Origin of the sequence: Pseudonocardia sp. HH130629-09 (genome assembly GCF_001294645.1) — a bacterium.
Lineage (GTDB): Bacteria > Actinomycetota > Actinomycetes > Mycobacteriales > Pseudonocardiaceae > Pseudonocardia.
The window spans coordinates 5,779,180-5,802,916 of sequence record NZ_CP011868.1 but is presented as its reverse complement, the minus strand read 5'-3'; the positions used below and the strand labels follow the sequence as shown (position 1 = coordinate 5,802,916).

Annotated in this window: 21 protein-coding genes; 6 read left to right on the top strand and 15 right to left on the bottom strand. The window is 73.1% G+C overall.

Going from position 1 to position 23,737, the window contains the following annotated elements; translation table 11 throughout:
• Positions 1-12 precede the first annotated feature (12 nt).
• Positions 13-342 (bottom strand): hypothetical protein, encoded by a 330-nt coding sequence (locus XF36_RS27035; RefSeq protein ID WP_060714135.1) that lies wholly within the window; start codon positions 340-342, stop codon positions 13-15.
• Positions 343-548: 206 nt separating this feature from the next.
• Complete coding sequence (locus tag XF36_RS27030; RefSeq protein WP_082375685.1) at positions 549-1,361, bottom strand: pyridoxamine 5'-phosphate oxidase family protein; 813 nt, start codon at positions 1,359-1,361, stop codon at positions 549-551.
• Between the two features lie 314 nt (positions 1,362-1,675).
• Between XF36_RS27030 and XF36_RS27025 the strand changes: the two genes are divergently transcribed.
• Positions 1,676-2,848: a globin domain-containing protein gene (locus XF36_RS27025; protein WP_193393992.1), complete on the top strand. Its 1,173-nt coding sequence runs from the start codon at positions 1,676-1,678 to the stop codon at positions 2,846-2,848.
• A 70-nt stretch (positions 2,849-2,918) separates the two neighbouring features.
• Here the strand turns inward: XF36_RS27025 and XF36_RS27020 are convergent, their stop codons facing one another.
• The 4 genes from XF36_RS27020 to XF36_RS27005 are packed head-to-tail and all read right to left on the bottom strand — an operon-like array spanning position 2,919 to position 7,137.
• On the bottom strand, positions 2,919-3,728 hold the full coding sequence (locus XF36_RS27020) for a TauD/TfdA family dioxygenase (RefSeq protein WP_060714134.1): 810 nt from the start codon (positions 3,726-3,728) through the stop codon (positions 2,919-2,921).
• A 57-nt stretch (positions 3,729-3,785) separates the two neighbouring features.
• Positions 3,786-4,643, bottom strand: coding sequence for an ABC transporter permease (locus tag XF36_RS27015; protein ID WP_060714133.1), 858 nt, complete (start codon positions 4,641-4,643; stop codon positions 3,786-3,788).
• Positions 4,640-5,581, bottom strand: a complete 942-nt coding sequence (locus XF36_RS27010) for an ABC transporter permease (protein ID WP_060714132.1) — start codon at positions 5,579-5,581, stop codon at positions 4,640-4,642. The genes XF36_RS27015 and XF36_RS27010 overlap by 4 nt, the downstream gene beginning before the upstream one ends.
• Entirely contained in the window at positions 5,578-7,137 is a 1,560-nt protein-coding gene (locus XF36_RS27005; protein ID WP_082375683.1) for an ABC transporter substrate-binding protein, read from the bottom strand. Before XF36_RS27005 ends, XF36_RS27010 begins: the two co-directional genes overlap by 4 nt.
• Positions 7,138-7,403: 266 nt before the next feature.
• Between XF36_RS27005 and XF36_RS27000 the strand changes: the two genes are divergently transcribed.
• Positions 7,404-8,594 (top strand): MDR family MFS transporter, encoded by a 1,191-nt coding sequence (locus XF36_RS27000; RefSeq protein WP_145981530.1) that lies wholly within the window; start codon positions 7,404-7,406, stop codon positions 8,592-8,594.
• 97 nt (positions 8,595-8,691) lie between these two features.
• Here the strand turns inward: XF36_RS27000 and XF36_RS26995 are convergent, their stop codons facing one another.
• From XF36_RS26995 to dnaK, 4 genes are all read right to left on the bottom strand, one after another.
• The gene (locus XF36_RS26995; RefSeq protein WP_304437847.1) at positions 8,692-9,147 is read right to left on the bottom strand and encodes a heat shock protein transcriptional repressor HspR; all 456 of its coding nucleotides are present in this window, start codon (positions 9,145-9,147) and stop codon (positions 8,692-8,694) included.
• A gap of 5 nt (positions 9,148-9,152) precedes the next feature.
• Positions 9,153-10,385, bottom strand: coding sequence for a molecular chaperone DnaJ (dnaJ, locus tag XF36_RS26990; protein WP_060714129.1), 1,233 nt, complete (start codon positions 10,383-10,385; stop codon positions 9,153-9,155).
• An 88-nt stretch (positions 10,386-10,473) separates the two neighbouring features.
• The gene (gene grpE, locus XF36_RS26985) at positions 10,474-11,148 is read right to left on the bottom strand and encodes a nucleotide exchange factor GrpE (RefSeq protein ID WP_060715005.1); all 675 of its coding nucleotides are present in this window, start codon (positions 11,146-11,148) and stop codon (positions 10,474-10,476) included.
• Between the two features lie 38 nt (positions 11,149-11,186).
• Positions 11,187-13,058 carry a molecular chaperone DnaK gene (gene dnaK / locus XF36_RS26980; RefSeq protein ID WP_060714128.1) on the bottom strand — a complete coding sequence of 624 codons (1,872 nt, stop codon included), beginning with the start codon at positions 13,056-13,058 and terminating at the stop codon, positions 11,187-11,189.
• 275 nt (positions 13,059-13,333) lie between these two features.
• Here dnaK and XF36_RS26975 point away from each other — a divergent pair, with 275 nt between their 5' ends.
• From XF36_RS26975 to XF36_RS26960, 4 genes are all read left to right on the top strand, one after another.
• On the top strand, positions 13,334-13,858 hold the full coding sequence (locus XF36_RS26975) for a DUF3558 family protein (RefSeq protein ID WP_145981529.1): 525 nt from the start codon (positions 13,334-13,336) through the stop codon (positions 13,856-13,858).
• Between the two features lie 129 nt (positions 13,859-13,987).
• Positions 13,988-14,278, top strand: a complete 291-nt coding sequence (locus XF36_RS26970; RefSeq protein WP_145981528.1) for a PE domain-containing protein — start codon at positions 13,988-13,990, stop codon at positions 14,276-14,278.
• Positions 14,279-14,300: 22 nt separating this feature from the next.
• Positions 14,301-15,668: a PPE domain-containing protein gene (locus tag XF36_RS26965; protein ID WP_060714125.1), complete on the top strand. Its 1,368-nt coding sequence runs from the start codon at positions 14,301-14,303 to the stop codon at positions 15,666-15,668.
• Positions 15,665-16,486, top strand: coding sequence for an ESX secretion-associated protein EspG (locus tag XF36_RS26960; RefSeq protein ID WP_060714124.1), 822 nt, complete (start codon positions 15,665-15,667; stop codon positions 16,484-16,486). Before XF36_RS26965 ends, XF36_RS26960 begins: the two co-directional genes overlap by 4 nt.
• 234 nt (positions 16,487-16,720) lie before the next feature.
• On the opposite strand, the gene XF36_RS26955 is transcribed toward XF36_RS26960, so the two are convergent.
• From XF36_RS26955 to XF36_RS26935, 5 genes are read right to left on the bottom strand one after another with little or no spacing between them, the layout of a single operon-like run.
• Positions 16,721-17,116 carry a hypothetical protein gene (locus tag XF36_RS26955; RefSeq protein WP_238589036.1) on the bottom strand — a complete coding sequence of 132 codons (396 nt, stop codon included), beginning with the start codon at positions 17,114-17,116 and terminating at the stop codon, positions 16,721-16,723.
• Positions 17,117-17,144: 28 nt separating this feature from the next.
• A complete protein-coding gene (locus XF36_RS26950) occupies positions 17,145-18,170 on the bottom strand; it encodes a C40 family peptidase (RefSeq protein WP_060714122.1) in 1,026 nt (341 codons plus the stop codon).
• Positions 18,167-18,763, bottom strand: coding sequence for a hypothetical protein (locus XF36_RS26945; protein WP_064485702.1), 597 nt, complete (start codon positions 18,761-18,763; stop codon positions 18,167-18,169). The genes XF36_RS26950 and XF36_RS26945 overlap by 4 nt, the downstream gene beginning before the upstream one ends.
• A complete protein-coding gene (locus XF36_RS26940; protein ID WP_060714120.1) occupies positions 18,753-20,663 on the bottom strand; it encodes a hypothetical protein in 1,911 nt (636 codons plus the stop codon). Before XF36_RS26940 ends, XF36_RS26945 begins: the two co-directional genes overlap by 11 nt.
• Complete coding sequence (locus tag XF36_RS26935) at positions 20,660-23,620, bottom strand: ATP-binding protein (RefSeq protein WP_238589376.1); 2,961 nt, start codon at positions 23,618-23,620, stop codon at positions 20,660-20,662. The genes XF36_RS26940 and XF36_RS26935 overlap by 4 nt, the downstream gene beginning before the upstream one ends.
• Positions 23,621-23,737 lie beyond the last annotated feature (117 nt).

The following is a 23,737-nucleotide window of genomic DNA, read 5'->3' as shown; positions in this document are numbered from 1 at the left end:
CGCAGGGCGCGCTCAGCGGTGGTTGTCGCCGAGCACCGCGATCTGGGTGCCGTTCAGGTTGTCCTCGACGTCCACGACGTCGTTCAGGAAGTCGCTGCAGTTGCCGATGTTGGCAATCTGGTTGCCCGCGATCGGGGCGAGGACGTTGAGGCCGGCGAGACCACCCTCGGCACCGCCGCGGGCGGACGCGTCGCCACCCTCGAAGGCGCAGTTCTTGTCGCCGCCACCGTGGTGGTGACCCTTGTCGTTCCCGTAGTCGCCCGCGAAGGCGAACGGTGCGGCGGCGGCGAGGGCGGCGGCGGAGCCGGCCACGACCATGCCCAGCTTCTTCTTCGACAGCATTCCTGCTTCTCCTGTGTATCCGATTCAGGACGGGTGGTCGCAGCTCCCGGAGCCCGTGGGAGCCGCAACCCGTCCGATCGCCCGGATTCGACCAGAAGTGCCCGGTCGGTGACGATCTGCAGCAATCAACGAGGCTGCGCCTCGGAAGTGACGGTCCGAACGTCACCTAATCGGCGGACTGTCGGCGCCATGCTCGTCACCGCAGGTCAGCGACGGGTGGTACGACCGCGCAACGAACGTGATGCGCCCGACACCAGATGGGTCGTGCTCGGGAACCGCCGGCGCGGCGGTCGCGGCACGCGCGGCGCCGTCCCCCGCGCACCGAAGAAGTCGCCGCCCTTGCGGGCCGGGTCGTCGGTGCCCCAGGCCCGCCGCTGCGTCACCCGCTCCATCCGCGGGATGTGCTTGCGGCAGTGGATGTAGGCCTCCTCGACGTCCACCACCACCCAGCGCTCGGCGCGGCGGCCCGCGGCGTGGTCGTCACGCGCGCGCCCGGGGTAGACGGCGCGGAAGGCGTCGTCGTCCATGATCCGGGCGCGGCCGTTGACGTGCAGCCCGATCAGCGACTCGGTGAAGTCGACCATCAGCAGCCCGATGTGCGGGTTCTCCGTCAGGTTGCCGAGACTCGCGTAGACGCCGTTGCCCCGGTACTCGGGGTAGGCCAGCGTGTGCGGGCCCAGCACGTGCAGGAACCCGGGCGGGCCCGCCCGCAGCGAGCTGTCGCACTCGCCGTGCGCGTCGGACGTCGCGACGAAGGCCATCTCCATCCGCCCGACGAACTCGATCATCCGGGGCAGCAGCCGGTCGCGGAGCTGGTCGTCGTAGAACCGGTCGGCGCGGGCGGAGCTGCCCACCTCGGCCTGCACCGCGTGCTCACCCGCGGAGCCGGGCCGGTGCGGTCCGTCCGGGACCTCCGGGACCTCGGACGGGCCCCGCTCCGAGGGGGCGGGGACGACGACCCGCGGCACGGCCGGACGGCCCCGTCCGGGCAGGACGACGGCGGGGATTCGCAACGGCACGGGACAACCGTGCCATCCGGCACGGCCAGGACCAAACGATCACCGTTCCGACCGACCGGGCCACCGCCACGTCGGCTTTCCGCACGATGGGCGCTATCCTGAGCCCGGCGCCCCCCACGCCATGACGAGTGACCGCCGTCCCCGAACGGATGATGAGTGACGATGCGTACCCGCTCACCGCACCTTGGTGAGCCGGTCGGCGTACGCCGTACCGGCGGACGGAGACTCTCGCGTACCCTAACCGGCGGAACGCGGGCGTCGACGCCCGGTGTCACCGCGGCACGGAGCACGACCGAGGAGAGTGTCCGCCAGGCATGACTGCTGACCAGCTGATCGCCGGCGACGTCGCCCCGCCGCGACGCCCCGCCTCGGAGGCGGATCGCACCGTCGAGCTCATCCGGACCAGCTTCGCCCTCGTCGAGCCGCAGGCCGAGGAGATCGGCAAGCACTTCTACGCCACGCTGTTCAGCAAGGTACCCGAGACGCGTGACCTGTTCCCCGTGAACATGGAGGTGCAGCGCAGCCGGCTGCTGCGCGCCCTCGTGCACGTGGTGCAGATGGTCGACCAGCCCGACGACCTCGTCCCGTTCCTGCAGCAGCTCGGCCGCGACCACCGCAAGTTCGGCGTGCTGTCCCAGCACTACGACGCGGTCGGCGCGGCGCTGCTGTCGGCGATCGCCACGTTCGCGGGCGAGAACTGGACCCCGGAGATCGAGAAGGCCTGGGTCGGCGCGTACGGGATCGTCGCGGACGCGATGCAGCAGGCCGCCGCGGCCGAGCGCGGGCCGGCGTCCTGGCTGGGCCGGGTCGTCGAGCACCGCCGGATCGGCTGGGACCTGGCCGTGGTCACCGTCGCGACCGACCAGCCGGTGCCGTACCAGGCCGGCCAGTACGTCTCGGTGGAGACGCCGCACCGCCCGCGGCTGTGGCGCTACCTGTCCCCCGCCAACGCGCCGCGTCGCGACGGGACCATCCAGTTCCACGTCCGCGCGGTCGAGGGCGGCTGGGTCAGCCGCGCGATCGTCGCGCACAGCCGGGTCGGCGAGACCTGGCGGATCGGCCCGCCGATGGGCCGGATGGCGGTCCCGCAGAACACCCGGCGAGAGCTGCTGATGGTGGCGGGCGGCACCGGCGTCGCGCCGATGAAGGCCCTGCTCGACGAGGTCGGCCGGCGCCCCCAGCCGCCGCGCACCCAGGTCTTCGTCGGCGGCCGGACGTGGGACGACCTGTACGACTTCACCTCGCTGCGCAAGCTGTCCTACAACTACCCGTGGCTCGACGTCATCCCGGTCGTGGAGTACGAGGACGAGCCCTCCGGCGCCGAGACCGGCACCCTGGCCGACGTCGTGACCCGGTTCGGTGCCTGGAGCGACCACGACGTCCTGGTCTGCGGGTCGCCGACGATGATCCGCTCCACGGTGTCGCGGATGCTGGTCGCGGGCACGCCGCTCGACCGCATCACCTACGACCCGTTCACGATGGACTGAGCGGCTCCGTACGCCACGACGGCCGCCCTCCCGCACCGGGAGGGCGGCCGTTGCCGTCGGGCGGGTGGGCTCAGAACGCCTCGGTCGTCCGGACCGAGAGCACGTGCAGCTCCCGGGTGCCGGTGAACGCGTCCCGGCCGTGCAGGAAGCGGTAGTTGTCCAGGACCAGAAGGTCGCCGCTCTCCAGCCGGAACCGCGGCGCCACGTCGAATGCGGTGGCGAGCACGTCGGCGTAGGACTCGATGTGCGCGAGGTGGGCGTCCCAGTACGGCTCGCGCGGCACCGGCAGCACGTAGTCGCTCGCCCGGACCGCGCGCCGGCCACCCCGGGTGTGCTCGATCATCCGGCGCAGCAGCGGCGTCAGTGGGACCCCGCGCGGCGGGTTCATGCGGCTGCCGAAGAAGTCGACGTCGCTGCCGGTCAGGAACCCGTACAGCGACGGGTGCTCCGCGGCGAGCCGGTCGGCCAGCGCGTAGCCGTCGACGAGCACCGAGTCGCCCCCCGACGGCGCCGGCGACGTGCAGTGCATGAACAGGAAGTCCTCGTCGGGGTCGCGCAGCCGCACGGTTCGGCCGTGCACGTCGGCCTCCAGGTAAGCGCCGTCGTTGTGCAGACCCAGGACCGGGGAGTCGGTCCCGCCCTGCGGCCGGATGCCGAACAGCTCGCGCAGCCGCCCGCCGAGCAGGGTGGCCGCGGCGACGACCATCGCCTCCGGGTCCGGACCGGCGCCGGGGATGTGGACGACGCCGTCGCGGGCCAGCACCTCCCGGGCCTCGTCGAGCTCCGCCGCGCGGGGCACCACCCCGGTCTCGTCCACCAGGCTCTTGAGCTCCGGGCGCGCCTCACCCGTGCGCCGCCCGTCGGTTCCGATCCTCGCCACGACGTACCTCCTGCCGTTCATCCGTACTCGCAGCAGTGTGGCAGGAACGAAGCTCTGTCAGAACTGTCCGGTCGGACCGGTCGTCCACCGGCGTTCCAGCCCGCGGCCGAGTGCGGTGACGAGCAGCGCCGTCCCGACGACGGCCAGCGCGGGCAGCAGGACGAGCTGCGGGGCGTTGAACAGGAACTGCCGGCCGTCGGCGAGCATCGCCCCCCACTCCGGGGTGGGCGGCTGCGGCCCGAGCCCGAGGAAGGACAGCCCGGCCACGGTCAGCAGGACGTTCGCGAACCGCAGGCACAGGTGCGACAGCAGCGGCCGGGCGAGGTTCGGCAGGACGTGTCGGAACGCGATCCGCAGCGGCCCCGCGCCGACTGCGACGGCGCCCTCGACGTACTCGCGGGCGCGTTCGCGCACCACGAGCTGGTAGGTGAGCCGGGCGAACGGCGTCCACCCGGCGACGACGATCGCCACCAGCAGCGACCACACCCCCGGCGCCCCGCCGGACGCGGCGACCACCACGAGCCCGATCAGCACCGCCGGGATCGCGACGAGCACGTCGATGGTGCGCTGGAACAGCTGGCCGACCGCCCGTCCGCACCAGGCGGCGAGCACGCCCAGCACCGTTCCGATCCCCGCGCACAGCGCGAGCGCGACCAGGGTGAACCCGACCGAGAGCCGGGCGCCGACGGCCAGCCGCGCCAGCACGTCCCGACCGAGCTGGTCGGTGCCGAGCGGGTGCGCGGCCGACGGCCCGGCGAAGCGGTGGGACAGGTCGTTGGCGACCGGGTCGAGCGGTAGCAGGGCGATCAGCACCAGCACACCGAGCAGGACCAGCGCCCCGACCTGCAGGACCGCCGCGCGCCGGGTGGTGCGTGCGGCGGCGCCCGCGGGGCGGGCCATGACCGAGGCGGTCACCGGACGGCGCTCCGGGCGACCGGGTCCAGCGCGAGCGCGAGCAGCTCGGCGAGGATCCCGGCGACGGCGGCGATCAGCACGAGCGCGAGCAGCCCGGCCTGCACGACCGGCAGGTCCTGAGCGAGGACGGCGTCGTAGAGCAGGCGGCCCAGGCCGGGGATCGCGAACAGCACCTCCACCACGACCGAGCCGCCGAGCAGCCCGCCGAGGAACAGCCCGGACAGCGAGGTGACCGAGGTCAGGGCCAGGCGGCCGCCGTGGCGCCACAGCACCCGTCCGTCGCTGATCCCCTTGGACCGCGCGACGGCGACGTGCGGGCGGGCCAGCGCGTCGACGGTCTCGGCGCGCACCAGCTGGGCGGCGAGCGCGGCCGGGAACGCGGCCAGGGTGACCACCGGCAGCACCGCCTGCTCCACGTCACCCCAGCCGGTCGCGGGCAGCACCGGCACGGTGACGGCGAAGGCGAGCACCAGCGCCGTCCCGAGCACGAACTCGGGGATCGCGACGCCCAGCACCGATCCGGTGGTCAGGGCCCGGTCGAGCCGCCCACCGGGGCGACACGCGGCGCGCACCCCGAGCGGGATCCCGACCAGGGCCGCGAGCACCAGCGCGGCGACGGTGAGGGTCAGCGACACCCCGAGCGCGGGCCAGAGCAGGCCCGAGACCGGTGTGCGGCTGGTCCAGGAGATCCCGAGGTCGCCGCGCAGCAGCGCGCCGGCCCAGCCGGTGAACTGGTCCCACCAGGTGCCGTCGAGGCCGTACTGCTCCCGCAGCGCGGCCAGTACCGACGGGTCCGGGTCGGACTCCCCTGTCCGGCTGCGCATGATCGCGAGCGCGGTGTCCTGTCCGGAGAACCGCGGGAGCAGGAACACCAGCACCGCCGCGGCCACGGCGACCAGCGGCAGCGCCAGCAGCCTGCGTGCGACGAGTGCGGTCACTCCGTGGTCGCCAGCCCGGGGACGACGAGCGACTTGGCCAGCGGGTCGACGGTGTAGCCGGTGACCCGGTGCCCGACGCCGTTGGCGTTGGTGTGCACCAGCGGGACCCCGACGACGTCGGCGTTCAGCTTCGCCGCGGCCTCGGTGAAGACTTTCTGCCGCGCCGCCGGGTCGGTCTCGGTGGCCAGCGGGGCGAGCAGGGCGTCGAACTGGGGCGAGCAGTAGTGGTTGAGGTTGTAGGAGCCCTGGCAGGTGTAGTCGGTGGCCAGCGTGGCGCCGGCGTCCGGCACGTCGACCAGGTAGCTGCGCGAGAGCAGGTACATGTCGAAGTCACCGGCGAGCAGCTGTGGCTCGCGGGCGTCGTAGTCGCCGATGCGCACGGTGACCTCGATGCCGGCCCCGCGGAGCATCTCCTGGACGGCGGTGACCAGCGTCGGGAGCTCCGGGCGGGCGCCGTAGGACCCCAGCTCGATGCGCAGCGGGTTGCCAGGGCCGTAGCCGGCCTCGGCCAGCAGCTGCCGGGCGCGCGCGGGGTCGGCCGGCGGCGGGGCGTCCTGCGAGCCCCACGCCACGGCCGGGCCGAACGGCTCCGAGGCCGGGACCGCCGACCCGGCGAGCGCCTGCTCACCGAGCGCGGTGCGGTCCACGGCGGCCGCGACGGCCTGCCGCACCCGGATGTCGGCGAAGGGCCTGCGGGACTGGTTGAGGACCAGCGACGCGGTCCGGGGCGCGGCGACGGTCTGGTTCACGTACTCGTCGCCGGTGAACTCCAGCGCGCTGGACTCGGGGAGCTCCTGGGCGATGTCGGCGTCGCCGGCCCGCAGGGCCAGTGCGCGGGCAGCCGGGTCGGGCACGAAGTTCGCGGTGACACCGGCCAGCTGCGGGCGCTCACCCCAGTAGCGGTCGTTGCGGGCGAGGGTCACCGACTGGGTGCCGTTCGTCCGGGTGATCGTCATCGGGCCGGTGCCGGTCTGCTGGACCGACGGCGGCGTGGCCCGGTACGCCGACGGCGCCAGGATCGCTGTGTTCACGCCGGACAGCCGCAGCGGCAGGATCGGGTCGGGCTTCGTCGTCGTGACGCGCACGGCGCCCGCGCCGTCCGCGGCGGCCTGCAGGCCGATCCCGCGCACCGCGCGCGGCGGCGCGGCGACGCCGGCCACCCAGTTCAGGGCGGTCGCGGCGGCCTGCCCGGTGAGCGGCTCGCCGTTCTGGAAGGTCACGCCGGGGCGCAGCTCGAACCGCCAGGTCCGCGGGTCGGACTGCTGGGCCCACGCCGTCGCCAGCGCGGGTCGGGGCTGCCCGTCCGGGCCGGACGCCACCAGGGACTCGGTCACCCCGAGCTGGGAGAGGACGAACGCGTCGTCGGTGTCCACGCCGTAACCGGCCGACGGGCCGAAGGCCATCGCGATCGTGGCCTGCCCGTCCGGCACGACCCGACCGCTCCCGCCACCGGTGCCGCCGCACGCGGTGAGGACCGCGGCGCTCACCACCAGGGCGGCGGCGACCCGCAAGCGGGAACGACGGGGTGCTACGACGGCGCGCACGGCGGCGGGCATCACGACCTGGCCTCTCCGGCGCCCTCGACCGTGTGTCACCCGGCGCCCGGGAGATCTTCGGTAAGCCTGTACAGACGGTCAAGCATCTTCACGCATGCGCATATGTCGTTGTTGCCATCGAGTCGCGACTGCTGACGTCGACCTGGTACCACTTCGTGGTGCTCCGCAGCCTGCTCCGCCGACCCGCCGATCCCGAGTCGGACCCGCGTCCCCCGACGCCGCTCCGACCGGGCCGGTGGGTCCAGTTCCGCGGGCTCCCCCCGGTCATGAAGCTGCTGATCAGCACCCAGATGGCCTTCAACGTGGGCTTCTACATGGTGCTGCCCTACCTGGCGACGCACCTGGCCGAGGACCTCGGGCTCGCCGCGGCGGCCGTCGGGCTGGTGCTGGGGCTGCGGACGTTCAGCCAGCAGGGACTGTTCGTGATCGGCGGGACCCTGACCGACCGGTTCGGTGCGAAGCCGGTCGTGCTCGTCGGGTGCTCGCTGCGCGTGATCGGTTTCATCCTCCTCGGCGCGGCCGGGTCGCTGCCCGCGGTCATCGGTGGGGCGCTGCTGACCGGGTTCGCGGCGGCCCTGTTCTCCCCGGCCGTCGAGTCGTCGCTGGCGCGGGAGGCCGGGGAGCGGGAGCGCGCCGGTGAGGGCCCGGCGCGGACCGAGGTGTTCTCGATGTTCGCCGTCGCCGGTCAGGTCGGGACCGTCACCGGGCCGCTGGTCGGCACCGCGCTCATGGTGGTCGACTTCCAGCTCGCCTGCCTGGTCGCCGCGGCCGGCTTCGTTCTGGTGGGTCTGGCGCACTGGCGGTGGCTGCCGTGGCGCGAGCCCGAGCAGGCCGGGCAGCCGATGCTCGCCGGCTGGGGCGAGGTGCTGGGGAACCGCCGCTTCCTGCTGTTCGCGGTCGGCTACTCGGGTTGGCTGCTCTGCTACAACCAGCTCTACCTGGCCCTGCCCGACGAGCTGGAGCGCGTGGGGCGCACCGCCGCGCTCGGCTTCCTGTTCGTGATGATGTCGGTGCTGGTGATCTGCCTGCAGATGCGGGTGGCGGCCTGGGGGAGCCGGATGGGGGCGGGCCGCGCGGTGGTGCTGGGGTTCTGCCTGATGGCCGCGTCGTTCACCGTCGTCGCGGTGGCGCGGCTGCTGCCGGACCTGCCGGGGTGGTGGGCGCTCACGCCCGCGGTGCTGATGGTGCTGCTGCTGACCTTCGGCGAGATGTTCGCCGTGCCGGTCGCGCAGGATCTCGTCCCGCGGCTGGCCGGGGAACGCAGGCTGGGTGCCCACTTCGGGGTGCTCGCGTCGTTCGGCGGGCTGATGGTGCTCGTCGGCTCGACGGGGGTCGGGGCGCTGCTCGACCCCGCGTTCCCGCCCGCCCTGCCGTTCCTGGTCCTGGCGGCGGTGCCGCTGGCCGGAGCCGTGATGCTGGGCCTGCTGGCCCGGCGCGGAGCGCTGACGGCTGCCTGACCGGCTCGTGGCCCGGGCACGACGGTCGTCGCCGCACGAGGGACGGTCCCGCACCCCGGTTCCGACGGAGGACGCCGGGGTGCGCGACGGAGCGGGTTCAGCCGTCGTCGGCCGGGCGCCAGCGCACGACGGCCTGACGCCGGTCCACCGGCACGAGGTCGCGCCGGTAGGAGCGGTGCACCGCCGCGGTGGCCTGCGCAGCGGCGGCGCGGACCGCGTCCAGCTCGGCGGTCACCTCCTCGAAGCGCGCCGAGAGCTGGTCGACCATCTGCTCCAGTTCGATGATCCGCTTGACGCCCGCGAGGTTCACGCCCTCCTCCTGGGAGAGCCGCTGCACCTCGCGGAGCAGGGCGATGTCGCGCTGGGAGTAGCGACGTCCGCCGCCCGCGGACCGGCCCGGGCTGACCAGGCCGATCCGGTCGTAGCTGCGCAGGGTCTGGGCGTGCAGGCCGGACAGCTGCGCGGCAACCGAGATGACGAACACCGGGCTGTCGTGTGCCACGTCGACCGTCGGCGGTTCCTCCCCGTCACGGGGGGTGCGTCGTCCGGACACCGCCATCACCTCCTGGCGCTACCGTGCAGGTCGGCCCGCGGGTCGAACGACGACGTCGCCTCGGCGTAGGCCTCCAGCGCGCTCCTCGCCGCCGCGTCCAGCTTCTGCGGCACCGCCACCTCGACGGTGACCAGCAGGTTGCCCTTCTTCCCGTTCTTGCGTTCGACCCCACGCCCCGACACCCGGAACGTGCGACCGCTGGTGGTCCCCGGCGGGATCCGCAGCGAGACGGTGCCGTCGAGTGTGGGCACCGTCAGGGTCGCGCCCAGAGCGAGCTCGGGGAAGGTCACCGGCACGGTGAGGGTCAGGTCGTCGGGGTTCTTCGACGACCGCCCGAAGATCCGGTGCGGGGTCACGCTCACGGTCACGTAGAGATCCCCGGCGGGGGCCCCGCCGCGCCCGGGCTCGCCCTGTCCGGGGAGCCGGATCTTCTGACCGTCGTCGACGCCCGCGGGGACCCGGATGGACAGCGACCGGGTCCGGGTGGACACGCCGTCGCCGTGGCACTCGGGGCACGGGTCGTCGATGATGCGCCCGGTCCCGCGGCAGTCGCGGCACGGCTCGGAGAACGAGAACGCGCCCTGGCTGCGGTTCACCAGGCCCTGACCGGCGCAGGTGGGGCAGGTGCGCGGGGTGCTGCCGGGCCGGGACCCGGTGCCACCACAGCGCTCACAGCGGCCCGGCGAGGACAGCTTGATGGGCACCGTCGCGCCGCGCACCGCGTCCTCGAAGGAGATGGTCAGGCTGCTCTCGACGTCCTGGCCGCGGCGGGCGCCGGCCGTGCCGTACCCGCCGGCACCGCCGGCGCTGTTGCGTGCGGCGCGGCCGAAGATGTCGCCCAGGATGTCGCTGAAGTCGCCCGCACCGGCCCCGGCGCCGCCTGGGCGGCCGGCCTGGCCGAACAGGTCGTTGATGTCGAAGCCACCCTGGCCGGCGCCACCGGGTCGCGCGCCGCCGGGGAAGCCACCACCGGTGCCGAACCCGCCGAAGCCGCCGCCACCGGCGAACATCGCGCGGGTCTCGTCGTACTCCTTGCGCTTGGACTCGTCGCCCAGCACGCCGTAGGCCTCGGAGACCGCCTTGAAGCGGGCCTCGGCCTTCTCGTCGCCGGGGTTCGCGTCCGGGTGCAGCTCACGGGCGAGCTTGCGGTACGCCTTCTTGATCTCGTCCTGGGACGCCGTCGAGGAGACGCCCAGCTCGCGGTAGTAGTCCTTCTCGATCCAGTCGCGCTGGGTCACTCCGCCTCCTTTCCGTTCACGCCCGCGACGCGGCGGGTGACCTGTCGTCTCCCGCCGCACCGCGTGGTCACGTCCCTACCCGTCCTGGTCAGGCCGGGTTCTGCGGCTCGCCGTCGCCGGCGTCCGCGCCGCCCGCGGCGTCGGTCTCGGCCTCCGCCTCGGGGCGGTCCTGCACGGTCACCATCGCCGGCCGGAGGACCCGGTCGGAGATGCGGTAGCCACGACGTAGCACCGTCGACAGCACGGTGACCGTGGGGCCGGAGCCCTCGGCCGGCTCGTGCTGCACGGCCTCGTGGAGCTGCGGGTCGAAGGGCTCGCCCTCGGCCCCGAACGGCTCGAGACCGAGCTTCGTCAGCACCGCGGTGACCTTGTCCGCAGCGGCCTTGAAGGGTCCCGTGAGGTCGCCGTGCTGGGCGGCGCGCTCGAAGTCGTCGAGCACGACCAGCAGGTCGTTCGCGAAGGAGACCTTCGCGTCCACCTTCGTCTGCTCACGGTCCCGGTCGGCCCGACGCCGGTAGTTGGCGTACTCGGCGCTGACCCGCTGCAGGTCCGCGGTGCGCTCGGCGACCTCGGCCCGCAGCTTCTCGACCTCCGGGTCCTCCCCGTCGGCCGGGCCCGCGACCTGCTCGCCGTCACCGGCCGGGGCCGCCGTGTCGGCGGCCCCGGTCGCGTCGGCGTCGGGACGGACATCGCCGGTCTCCGGGTCCACCTTGCGGCGGTCCCGGAACGTCACCGGCTCGTCCTGCTTCTGTTCGTCTGCCATGTCGACCGTCCTGTCGTCCCGTGGATGGCCGCCGGCCGTCACTTGCCGCCCTTGGCGTCCTTGTCGTCGTCCACGATCTCGGCGTCGACGACGTCGTCCTGCGCGTCGGAGGCACCGGCCGCGCCGGCACCACCCTCGGCACCGGCACCCGCGGTGCCCTCGGCACCGGGCTGCGAGTACAGGGCGGACCCCATCTTCTGGGACTCGGTGGCGAGCTTCTCCATGGAGGACTTGATCGCCTCGTGGTCGGTGCCCTTCAGCGCCTCCTGGGTCTCACCCAGGGCGGCGTTGACCGAGTCCTTGACGTCGGAGGGGAGCTTGTCGTCGTTCTCCTTGACGAACTTCTCCGTCTGGTAGACGAGGGTCTCCGCCTGGTTGCGGGTCTCCGCCTCCTCGCGACGCTTGGCGTCCTCCTCGGCGTGGGCCTCGGCCTCCTTGACCATGCGGTCGATGTCGTCCTTGGACAGGGCCGACCCGCCGGTGATCGTCATCTCCTGGCTCTTGCCGGTGCCCATGTCCTTGGCGGACACGTTGACGATGCCGTTGGCGTCGATGTCGAAGGAGACCTCGATCTGCGGGACGCCGCGCGGGGCCGGCGCGATGCCGGTCAGCTCGAACATGCCGAGCTTCTTGTTGTACGCGGCGATCTCGCGCTCGCCCTGGTAGACCTGGATCTGCACCGACGGCTGGTTGTCGTCCGCGGTGGAGAAGATCTCCGAGCGCTTGGTCGGGATCGTGGTGTTCTTCTCGATCAGCTTGGTCATGACGCCGCCCTTGGTCTCGATACCCAGGGACAGCGGGGTGACGTCCAGCAGCAGGACGTCCTTGACCTCACCGCGGAGCACACCGGCCTGCAGCGCGGCACCGGCGGCGACGACCTCGTCCGGGTTGACGCCCTTGTTGGGCTCCTTGCCGCCGGTCAGCTCCTTGACGAGCTCGGTGACGGCGGGCATCCGGGTGGAGCCACCGACGAGCACGACGTGGTCGATCTGGTTCACCGAGATGCCGGCGTCCTTGATGACCTGGTTGAACGGCTGACGGGTGCGGTCCAGGAGGTCCTGGGTGATCCGCTGGAACTCCGCGCGGGACAGCGTCTCGTCCAGGAACAGCGGGTTCTTCTCGGAGTCGACCGTGATGTAGGGCAGGTTGATGCTGGTCGAGGACGAGCTGGACAGCTCGATCTTCGCCTTCTCCGCAGCCTCGCGGAGCCGCTGCATCGCCATCTTGTCCTTGGTCAGGTCGATGCCCTGGGAGGACTTGAACTTGTCGACGAGCCAGGTGACGATCCGCTCGTCCCAGTCGTCACCACCGAGGTGGTTGTCGCCGTTGGTCGCCTTGACCTCGACGACGCCCTCGGCGATCTCCAGCAGGGACACGTCGAACGTGCCGCCACCCAGGTCGAAGACCAGGATGGTCTGCTCCTTGTCGCCCTTGTCCAGGCCGTAGGCCAGCGCGGCCGCGGTCGGCTCGTTGACGATGCGGAGCACGTTCAGGCCGGCGATCTGACCGGCCTCCTTGGTCGCCTGGCGCTGCGCGTCCTCGAAGTAGGCCGGCACCGTGATGACGGCGTCGGTGACCTCGTCGCCCAGGTAGGACTCGGCGTCACGCTTGAGCTTCTGCAGGACGCGGGCGCTGATCTCCTGCGCCGCGTAGGTCTTGCCGTCGATCTCCGGCGTCTTCCAGTCGGTGCCGATGTGGCGCTTGACCGAGCGGAAGGTGCGGTCGGAGTTGGTGACGGCCTGGTTCTTCGCCGACTGGCCGACGAGAACCTCACCGTTGCGCGCGAACGCGACGATCGACGGAGTGGTGCGGGCACCCTCCGAGTTCGCGATCACCGTCGGCTCGCCACCCTCGAGGACGGCGACGACGGAGTTGGTGGTCCCGAGGTCGATACCGACCGTACGAGCCATGGTGACTGCCTCCGAGATGTGTGGGGTATGAGTGCGTCCGGCTCAAGTTGTACCAAACCGGGGAGCAGCTCGCGCATCGCCCTTGAGTGGACTCTGCTCAACGTGCTCTCGTGGGGGTCAACGGACCACCCGGGAGACTTGTTCCCAGAGGACTCAACTTTTATCCGCGACGTTCACGTGTGCAGGTCCGTGGGGCGGGCTAGCCTGTGGCCGCTCGATCGTCGACGGAGGATCACGTGCTCGTACCGGCTGCGCGTCGCACGGTCCTCGGCGTCGTGAGCGCCGCTGCGATCGTCGGCCTCACTTCCTGTATGTCGCAGTCACCTGACTCCGCAGGGGACCCCGCATTGCCTGCGCGCCCAGCAGCAGTCGATGTCGGCGGGCGCCATCCGTGTGAACTGCTCGACACCGCCCAGCGGTCGGACCTCGATCTCAGGGACGGGAAGGTCGACGACGCGACGATCGGAGATCTTCCAGCCCCCACATGCGGGTATCTGGGGTCGGACGAGACCGTCGACGTGAACCTTCAGTTCATCCCGGTTCCGGTGTCTCGACTCCTGTCCGACCCGAGGGCGGTGCCGATCGATGTGGCGGGATACCGCGCCGCCGAGACCGTGTACCCGTCGGGCTCGTACCCCTCATGCGAGGTAGGTGTTGATATCGACGATTCGACCTCGCTGAGAGCACAGGCCATGGCGACGTCGTCGAACCTCCAACGTTCCGGAATGACCGACAGCGACCTGTGCGCGAGGGCCCGCGCCGTGGTGTCGGCCGCTCTGTCCTCACTCCTGCACCACTGAACCGACTCCGCGACTTCGCGATCGCGACCGGAGCTGTGGAAACCGCCGTCCCCTGGTCCCGGTGACACTACGTTCCGGTCCGTGGAACAGAACCAACGCGGGACTGTGAGCAGCTCGTCGGACGTCTTGATGAGCCAGATCTCGCCGGACAACGTGCTCGAGGTCGGTCGCGTCCTGTCCGCCCAGATCACCGCCATCCGCGATTCTCTCCGCAGCGCGCAGAGGACGCGGGTCGGGTCCTGTGGAGACGACCCGATCTCGGGAATCGCGACACCCGCGTTCCAGGACAGGTTCGAGCGGATGATCACGACGCACGCGCAGCACCAGACAGAGTTGGAGGAGGCAGTCCGACGCCTTCGTGCGACTGCGGTCGACTTCGAACTCGGCGAGGCCGCCATCGCTCGTTCGTTCACGATCTGAACCCGGTACTCCGGAACAGACGATGGCGTTCCACCAGGGCTTCAACTTCGCTGCCAAGTCCCTCCAGGAGAAGTACGCCTGGGTGGTCGGCAAACCCGGCTCGTCCGCGGTCGTCGACGCCGCGTCCGCGCTCCGGACCGCGGACACCGAACTCCGTGCCGCGGCCGACGAGGCCAGGAAGCGCATGACCGAGCTCGGCGTCTCCTGGCAGGGCCCCGCCGCGGCCGCTGCCCAGCAGTCCCTCGACGGCATCACCACCTCGATGGCGTGCACCGCACCCGTCACCGCGAACGGCGCGACCCAGCTGGACGCCTACGGGCAGTCGTTCGACCGCACCCAGGCCGCCATCGCCGCCCTGGACCCCACCCCGCCCGGCATCTTCACCAGCGGCGTCCGCAACGCCCACCTGCTGGCGGGCGCCCCGTTGACCGGTCTGGGCGCCACCGTCGCCGACTACGTGACCTCGCTCGAACGCGACCAGCGGCACAGCGAGGAGGCCGACCGTGTGCTGCAGGAGCACCTCGACACCGCGTCGGCGATCGACGACCGCTTCCGCACCGTCGACCCGGCGTCGGCTGCGGCGCCCACCGGTGCCGGAGGTCCGCCGCCGAGCTCGGACCGGGCCGGCGGGCTCGGCCCGGCCGCCGTCGGGGACGGCGGCGGAGCCACCCGTGTCGGCGGCGGGGGACCGGGCGACGGTGCACCGGATCAACCGGATCCACCGGGTGTCGGGCCCCGGCCCGGACCGGGCGGCGTCGAGGCTCCCGGCGAGTGGGGATACGGCGGGCGGGTGAGCGGCGGATCGGGTCCCGGCACGCCGGACGTCGGGCGGCCCGCTGGCCCCGGCGGGCCCGGGACCAGCGGGGACGGCACCGACCGGGACCGCACTGGGCTGCCCGGACCGGTCGACGTCGTCGCACCCCAGCGCCTCGACCCACCGACCACGCCCGCCCCGGACCCGTACCGGCCCGCGCCACCCCAGGTCGCGTACCCCACGTCGACGGCACCGGGTCCCGGTCCGTTCGGCACCCGCGTCGACCTCGGGCGCCAGTTCGGCGAGCGGACCCGGGCGCAGCCGCTCCTCCCGCCGTCGGCCCGCGGCCCCGGGTACGGCGAGCGCCTCCCCGGCGGGACGGGGACCGGCGGCGGACGGCTGTTCGAGCCGTTCGGCCACGGCACCCGGTCCGCCGACCCGGCCTGGTCCGCCCGCCCCGGCGAGACCACCGGACGGAGCACCGGCCCGAGCGGCTACGGCCCGACGGCCGGCGGCGTGGGCGGCCGCGACGCCCAGGACCACCGCAACCGCTATGTCGTCCCCACCGACGAGGTGTTCGACATCGAGATCGCCGCGACCGACGCCGTCCTGGCACCCGAGGAGCCCCACCGATGATCGACTGGAACCGCGCCACCGTCCTCACCGCCGCCGAGTTCGACGTCGCCCGGGACCTCCTCGACCTCGGTCGCAACCCAGCGGTCCTGGAGCTGCTCAGCCCCGGGTTCACCGACGTCGAGCGGGCCCGCGTCGTACGGGAGTGCCTCGACACCCTGGCGGCGCGTGGCCTGTTCACCGGCACCACGTTCGAGCCGAACCTGGTCGACGACCTGCGCACGGTCGTCGCACCGGAGTTCCAGCACGACCTCGTGGTCGCGCCCCTGTCGTGGCAGCGTGCGCTGGTCGCGCGGCGGGCCGGGCGCGCGGTGCTGGCCACCCGGATCGACGACGACGTCGCGCTCGTGCGTGTCCGCCCCGAGGACGCGGCCGCCGTCCTGGTCGAGCTGCTCGGCGAGGTCGTCCCGGGCCCCGGTGTCGGGGTGCAGATCCCCGTCACGGTGCTGGGGGAGGCCGTCGAGCGCGCCGACGGCGACGCCGACCGGCTCGTCCACGAGCTCCTGCGGCGGGGCTGCACCGCGGCCGAGACCGAGGTGCTGCGGCGGATGGGGCGGATCGAGGGCGTCGCCCAGCTCGGCGCCGGGCGCAAGGGACCCGACCCGTGCCGCGCGCCGGGTGTCCTGCTGGTGCACGCCACCCCGGACGGCTGCTACGTCCAGCGGCGCCCGACCCCGGACGGCGTCGGCGGCCCGCTGCCCGACGACGCCGTCGTGCACGCCGGGCCGGCCGACGCGACGTACCTGGTCCGTGAGCTGGACCGGCTCGCCGACGCGGCCCGGCGCCGTCGCGCACCGGTCGGGGCGCACCGGACCTGCTGACGGTCAGCCCGGAACTCGCTTACCGGGTAAGCGAATTCGGCAGGAAGGTATCCCTGTCGCACCGCGAGATGCAGCTCAGCAGGCCGTGGGGATCGACGATTCCCGCTGGGGTGCATCTCGCCGTCGCTCGGCCACGGACCGCGCAGGTCCGCCGGAACCGACCGCCGCAAGCAGCGTGATCGGCTCAGCGGCGTGATCGGCTCAGCGGCGTGAGCGCAGCGGGGTCCCGTGAAGTCAGCGCAGGACGACGGTCCCCCGCGGCACCTGCCCCGCCGACGCCGGCGGCACCGTGTCCGGCACCTCCACCCGGACCGGCAGCGACCCGGGGACCACACGGTCGTCGACGTCGCGGTACTCGAGATCCCCGTCGGGACCCAGCTCGGTGACGTAGCCGTGTGTCGCGAGCTGGGCGTCGTCGAGCTCGGTCAGGGGCTCGGCGCGCACCGCGGACACCGCGTACTCGGGCCAGACGACATCGGGGTAGGCCTCGTGCAGGTCGGTGAGCAGCCCGACGAAGACCTGCTGCCAGCGCAGCGGCATCGACTGGGCCAGTGAGCGCGGCACGACGAGATGGTCCGGGCAGGCACCGGGCGCCGCGGAGTCGAGGTAGTCCGAGAGCGGGGAGCGCATGCCGCCCATGATGGCGCCTCGACCCCGTTCAGGCCGGGTTCGGCGTGGTCCCCGGCCGGGTGGCGAGCGGCACGAGGTCGCCGAACTCCCACGGGACGGGCTGCACCCGGACCGGGTGGTCCTTGTTGGGCGCCTCGACCATCTTCCCGTCGCCGATGTACATCGTGACGTGGTAGATCGTGCTCGGATCCGACGGATCGTGAGCGTAGAACAGGAAGTCGCCCGGCGCGACGTCGCGCACCGGCAGGTGCCCGCCGGACTTGTACTGGTCGCGCGAGACCCGCGGGATCGTGAGCCCGGCGGCCTCGTAGGCACGCATGAGCAGGCCGGAGCAGTCGTACGCGTCCGGGCCGGTCGCGCCCCACACGTAGGGCTTGCCGAGCTCGCCGAGCGCGAACCCGATCGCGGCGCCGGCGACGCCCGGGGGCAGCGCGCCGGTCGTGCCGGGGGCGCAGCCGGTCGGGTTGGCGACGTCGCCGATGTTCTGGACCAGCGACGCGGCCAGGCCCTCCCACTTGGCATAGGCGTCGGGGAAACCGGAGCGCTGGACTCTCTGAGCTGCCACTGTCACCGGCAGCGAGTCCCAGCCGGGCACCTCCATCAACCGCTCGTAGAAGATCCGGCTGCTGTAGGCGGGGTCGGTGACCTGCGCGGGGGTCCCCCACCCCTGCGACGGACGCTGCTGGAACAGCCCGAGCGAGTCCCGGTCCCCGTAGTTGATGTTGCGGAGCGTCGACTCCTGCATCGCCGTGGCCAGCGCGATGAGCCAGGCCTTCGGCGGGAGCTGCATGTCCTTGGCGACCGAGATGATCGCGGCGGCGTTCTGCTCCTGCTCGTCGGACAGCGTCTCGAGGGTGGCTCCTCCGCCACCGCGGCCGACCGTCGCCGTCGAGATGCCGGTGTCGCACCAGGCCGCGTTCGACCGACCGCCACCGAGGTTGGGGCTGAACGCGAGGAAGCCGACCGTCAGGAACAGCACCAGCGTCATCCCGATCGCGACGAACGGCAGCAGCAGCCGCAACGGCCGCAGCGCACGCGTCAGCGGGGTGCTCATGCCCGGTCGTAGCGGGACACCTTCCAGCCCGCCTCGGTGTCGACGATCAGGATCCGCAGGGTCAGCGTGTCGGTCGGCACGGTGACCTCGATGCTCTTCGGCGCGACCCGGGTCGGGGTGGCCGGCCCGGTGACCCGGGAGGCGGGCACGTTCGACGGGTCGACGCTCGCGAGCACGCCGAGGAACTCGTCGGTCGTGTACGGCCGCAGCCCGGCGACCCACTGCTGGGAGGTCATCCCGTCGGGGTGGTTCACCCAGGCCGACGCCCACACCCGGGCCGTCTCCAGGGCCTGCTGCGGTGCCTGCGAGACCGGCAGTGCCTCGGGGGTCAGCTCGGGCACCGGCGGCAGCAGCGTCGGGGTGGGCGTCGCGGAGACCCCGGACGACCCGCTGTCCCACCGGTTGCCGCCGGATCCTCCCCCGGCGACGAGCCCGCCGGACGCCGCACCGCCGGAACCTCCGAGCGAGACCAGCCCGAACACGAGTGCGCCCAGGACCACCACCGTCACGGCGAGCCGGACGGGGGAGCGCAGCGGCCACTGCCACACCGCGCGATAGGCGCCGGCACGGCCGCGGGAGGACCTAATCGGCACGGTCACCGCCGGTGTGCGCCGCCCGCGGGCGGTAGATCTTGTAGACGGGCACGCCGTCGACGAGCTCCGGGGTCACCGGGGCCGGGTCGCCGGGGCGGCGGGGGCCCGTGTCGTCGCGGCGGTAGATGGAGCGGTCGTCGACCTCGCCGGGGTCGACCCGCGTCGCGAACCCGGTGTCGGGCCGCCCGGACAGCCCGACCGGCAGCGCCCCGCGGCGTGGCTCGGCGATCCTGGCCGCCTGGGGGGAGGGCACGTCGGTCGCCGCGCGACGACGGACCCGGGCCCCCGGCCCGGCAGCGGTCTCGGCCTCCGGGCGCACCGCACCCGGGTCACCGGACCCGCCGTTGCCGCCGCGCTCGGACCACCAGCGGGACTGGCGTTCGTCGGCGTCGTTCGGGCCGCGCATCCGGTTCCAGACGCGCGACACCGGGCCGCCGTTGATGCCGGGGACGATCCCGCCGAACTGCTCGCGGGTGAGCGTCACCATCGACACCAGCCGCCGGAACGGTCGCGCGACGGCCCACAGCACGAGCGTGACCACACCGGTGACCAGCAGCGCGAGCCACAGATCGACCCCGGACCCCGGGGCGAACAGCGACACGACCAGCAGCGCGTGCAGCCCGGCCAGCGCCCCGACGACCAGCGTGTTCACGATCGCGGCGCCGCCGATGCGCAGGATCGCCGGGATGACGTCCGGTTTCAGCAGCGCGACGACGGCGATCGCCGGCGCCGTCACCACCATCAGCCGGATGATCAGCAACGCGACCAGCACCAGGACCTTGGACAGCAGCTGGAACAGCGCGATGCACGCGGCCTGGATCAGCGCGAGCGTCCCGGCTCCGATCCGGCTGCCGGACGCCCCGGTGAAGTACGCGTAGCGGTCGCCCATGCGGTCGGCGATCGCGGCGTACTCGCCCTTCTTGCGCTCGGCCGTCTCGCTGGTGTCCTCGCCGCGGTCGATCTCGTCGATGGTGAACGCCTGGGCCCGCAGCAGGTCCCGTCCCAGCTCCTGGGCCTGAGGGACGTCCGGTGCGCCGAACGTCCCACGCAGCCAGTTCTGGTAGGCCACCTGGTCCACGAGCACCGTGGGGAGGGTGTCGCGGGTGCCGAGCCCTACCTGCCCGAGGAAGCCCTCCTGCATCTGCGTGACGCCGTCGAGCAGCAGGTTGTCCGCCGCGCGGGACCAGTCGACCGGTGCGAGATAGGCGGCGGAGCCGATCATCAGCGCCAGCACCGCGATGCCGGTGCGCTGGGCCTGGCGCGCGAGCTCGCCGCGCATCGCCAGCAGCAACACGATGATCGCGAACCCGAGCAGGCCGAGGCCCACCCAGGTGGTGAACACCGTCTCGTACATCGCCCGGGTCGCGGTGGTAATGACCTGGTCGAGCGGTTCGAACAGCGACCCGCCGTCGGCGATCAGGTAGTGCGCCCAGCTCACCCCGCCGACGGTCAGCTTCGCCAGGTTGAAGACCTGGTTGCCCAGCCAGGTGTCGGTGGTGACCGAGGGGTTCAGCACGCCCGACGCGGCGCAGCCCAGGTCGTAGTTGTGCCAGACGAGACCGGCGTAGCCGACCTCCTCGTAGACGCTGCCTGCCTCCCCGTGCAGCGCCGAGGGCCGGTCGAGCGAGCCGACCAGCCCGGTGCCGGGGCGGTCCGGCTCCGGCGGGGTCTTGCAGTCCAGCGCCTGCGCCATCGCGGGCGAGCCGAGCAGCAGTGTGCCGCCGGCGATCGCGGTGACCACGAGAATCGCCGTCCGCCGGCGACGGCGCCGGGTGGTCCCCGGGGTGTCCGGCCGGCGTGCGCGGCGGGTCCTGCGCACCGACACGACGACGGCCGCGAGCAGCACACCCAGGACGACCCAGATCCCTGCGCCGCCGGACGGGTCGAGCCCCGCCGTCACCGTCCGTCCCCGTCGGGGGGCGTGGGCGGGGTGTGGCCGTTCGTGGGAGCAGCCCCGTCCGAGGGCGCGCCGTGCGGGGCCGTGCCGTTCGGGCCACCGTTCGGGGGCGTCCCGTTCGAGGGCGCCGCGTTCGGGGGCGCCGCGGCGGGCTCGTCGACGATCCAGTCGTCGTCGAGCTCGTCGAGCAGGTCGAGCTGCTCGTCGTCGTAGAGTTCCGCACGTCCGACGGCGGCGTCGGTCGCGGCGACCGACACGACCTGTACCCCACCGGCGCGGATCCCGCCGGCCAGGACCGGGTCGGCGTCGCCGGGGCCGATCCGGGTGTCGGTGGTCAGGTCGATCTCGTCGCCGTCGAGGTCGGGCACCGCCACCGGGGCCGGGACGCGGCGCGCGGGCAGCGGGCTCGGCTCGTCGGGTGCGGTCATCTCGGGACTCCCCGGCCCGGTGAGCGCCGGCCCGCCGGGCGGGCGCGGGGCGACGACCCGGGCGGCGTCGGGGTTGGTGTCGAGCGCCTCGCGGACGTGCTCCAGGTGCGGCGCCTCCAGGTCGATGCGCACCTTCTCCACACCGCCGTGGCCGTCGGCGAACACGAACTGGCGGGGCGCGTCGTCGGGCCGGTCGTCGTGGCGGGGGCGCGGGGACAGCGTCCCGAGCATCTCCTCGTAGCCGACACCGGTGGGCACGCGCAGCAGCCGCAGCGCCTCGGACTGGGCCTCCTCGTCGTCGGTCCGGCCGACGAACACCGCGTTGACCAGCGACGCGAAGCCCGACACCCGCAGCAGGTCGCCGGCCAGCTGGGAGGCGAACAGCGCGCGGACGTTGAACTTGCGGGAGTCGCGGGCGAGCCGGTCGATGAGGACCTTGCCGGTCGGCACCTGCGACAGGAAGTGCGTCTCGTCGAGCGCGACGCCCTTGCGGAGGTTGCGGTCGGCATCGTAGATCGTGCGCTGGGTCAGCCAGGACGCCAGGTTCAGCAGCTCGACGCCGAGCGACTCGTTGTCGGTCCACTCCTCGCGCGGGCTGCCCGGACGCGGCAGCGACAGGCCCTGCATCGTCAGCACGGTGAGCCGGTAGTCGCGGTCGGCCTGCCAGGGGTCCGCCCGGGTCTCGTCGGGGAACAGCAGCGCGGCCTGCGGCAGCTCGCGCCGCTCGTCGAGGAAGTCCGCGACGACGCCGGCGTGGTCCTCACCCTCGGTGGCGTGCCGGCGCAGCGCGTCGATGACCATGCCGGGGTGCCGGTCGGGCGAGCCGCCGACCTCGCGCACCGCCCGGAGCAGCACGATCCGGGTGTGCGGCTGGCGGGCGATCTCGTAGGGCAGCAGGCCCGACAGCACGTCGAGCACCAGGCGGCGACGGGTGGCCGCGGCGAGCGAGCGCTCCCGCTTCCAGGCGCGCTCGGGGTCCTCGTCGTCGAGGAAGTGGTCCGGGCGCGGCTCGGCGACCACCCGGTACGGGTTGAGGATGCCGGGGTCGGCGCGGAGCAGGTTGATGTGCCGGGAGAACGGCGCCAGCTCCGGCAGCCGGGTCAGCTCCGCGAGCGGGCCGGACGGGTCGAGCACCGTCCAGCGGGCCCCGGCACGCAGCGTCTTGTAGACGACCAGCCCGGTGAGGAACGACTTGCCCGAGCCGAGGCCACCGACGATCGCGGTCAGGCCGGACGCGCGCCGGACCTCCTGGGCAAGCCACGGGTCCCAGGCGACCGGACGCCGGGTCGCGGTGCAGGTCTCGCCGAGCATGATCCCGCGCCGGTCGCCGACGCTGGCCGTCGCGGCCGGGACCGCTGCCGCCGCCCAGGTGACCGAGCCGCGTCGGCGGTAGGCCGTCGCAGCCAGCGGCTCGCCGGGGATGAACTCGCGGGCGTAGCGGTACTGGGCCTCGGGGTGCTCGATCTGCACCTTGGGCCGGTACAGGTCGACGACCTGCTGGGCGCGGGTGGTGGCCTCGGCCTCGTCGCGGCCGGAGACCGCGATCCGCCACCAGCCGTAGAGCCGGGTGTTGAGCTGGGTCAGCCCGGTGGTGAGCTCGTCCTCGACCTCCAGGACCCGGTCGGCCTGGCGCGCCAGCGACATCGGCGGGTCGAGGTCGTGGTCGTGGGTGTAGTGCCGGATCTGGCTGCGCACCTTGCCCATCTGGCGCTGCAGCTCACCGGTGACGTCCTCCGGGCGGCGCACGTAGATCCGCGCCGACCACTCGACCGGGAACGGCAGCCGGTCGGAGTGCTGCATCCACGGGTCGTCGATCTCGGGGATGCGCAGGCCCTCCATCAGCCCGACGCTCAGCACCGCGACGTTGCGGGTGACGGTCTGGCTGCGCATCCGCCCGACGACCTGGACGGTCGGCGCGTACGGCTCCTGGTGGAGGTCGACGCCCTCGGTGAACGCGGCCAGGTCCTCCGGCTCCCAGGTCGACACCCCACGCGGCACCGAGGACAGCCCGCGCGGCGCGGGCAGACCGAGCGCGACGGAGCGGTGCATCAGCCAGGCCATGTCCTCGGCGCTGGCCGGGACGGCGTCGAGGCCGGATCCGGCGACGAGCACGTCGAGGTGGTTCACCTCGGACTCCAGCGCGGCGAGCTCGGCCCGGACCGCGGACGGCACGAGCCGGTCGAGGACGGGCGCGGCGCGCTCCACCCAGCGGTCGATCAGCCCGCGGCCGGAGACCTCGATGCCGAGGAAGACCTCCTTGTCGGCCATCGACAGCCCCATGAGGTGGCGCTGCTCCCCCTCCAGGAAACCGTCCCAGCCGAGCGCGCCGGGCACGTCGGGCATCCGGCCGATCGCGTTCTGGTCGAACGACTCGGCCCACATGTGCACCGGGTACGGCCGGGTGGTGACGCGCAGGTGCAGCCAGCGCCCCTGCAGCTCGCCGAGCTGCGCGGCGATCTGGCGGATCAGCACCTCGCGCTGGTTGTCGCTGCGGAAGCTCCACGCCTGCGCCGCGAGCCGGTACCAGGCCATGACCTGGCCGTTGGTCCGCGTGATGTGGCCGTCGATCGAGCGCAGCGCGATCGACGGGGTGTAGTCCGAACCGCCCTCGCCGGCACGGGCCCGGCCACGCCGAGCCCTCCGGCGGGG

Coding starts and splice junctions, on each gene's coding strand:
- XF36_RS27035 (WP_060714135.1), bottom strand. CDS start 342: ATGCTGTCGAAGAAGAAGCTGGGCATGGTCGTGGCCGGCTCCGCCGCC.
- XF36_RS27025 (WP_193393992.1), top strand. CDS start 1,676: ATGACTGCTGACCAGCTGATCGCCGGCGACGTCGCCCCGCCGCGACGC.
- XF36_RS27005 (WP_082375683.1), bottom strand. CDS start 7,137: ATGCCCGCCGCCGTGCGCGCCGTCGTAGCACCCCGTCGTTCCCGCTTG.
- XF36_RS27000 (WP_145981530.1), top strand. CDS start 7,404: ATGAAGCTGCTGATCAGCACCCAGATGGCCTTCAACGTGGGCTTCTAC.
- grpE (WP_060715005.1), bottom strand. CDS start 11,148: ATGGCAGACGAACAGAAGCAGGACGAGCCGGTGACGTTCCGGGACCGC.
- dnaK (WP_060714128.1), bottom strand. CDS start 13,058: ATGGCTCGTACGGTCGGTATCGACCTCGGGACCACCAACTCCGTCGTC.
- XF36_RS26970 (WP_145981528.1), top strand. CDS start 13,988: ATGAGCCAGATCTCGCCGGACAACGTGCTCGAGGTCGGTCGCGTCCTG.
- XF36_RS26965 (WP_060714125.1), top strand. CDS start 14,301: ATGGCGTTCCACCAGGGCTTCAACTTCGCTGCCAAGTCCCTCCAGGAG.
- XF36_RS26960 (WP_060714124.1), top strand. CDS start 15,665: ATGATCGACTGGAACCGCGCCACCGTCCTCACCGCCGCCGAGTTCGAC.
- XF36_RS26955 (WP_238589036.1), bottom strand. CDS start 17,116: ATGCGCTCCCCGCTCTCGGACTACCTCGACTCCGCGGCGCCCGGTGCC.
- XF36_RS26950 (WP_060714122.1), bottom strand. CDS start 18,170: ATGAGCACCCCGCTGACGCGTGCGCTGCGGCCGTTGCGGCTGCTGCTG.
- XF36_RS26935 (WP_238589376.1), bottom strand. CDS start 23,620: ATGGCCTGGTACCGGCTCGCGGCGCAGGCGTGGAGCTTCCGCAGCGAC.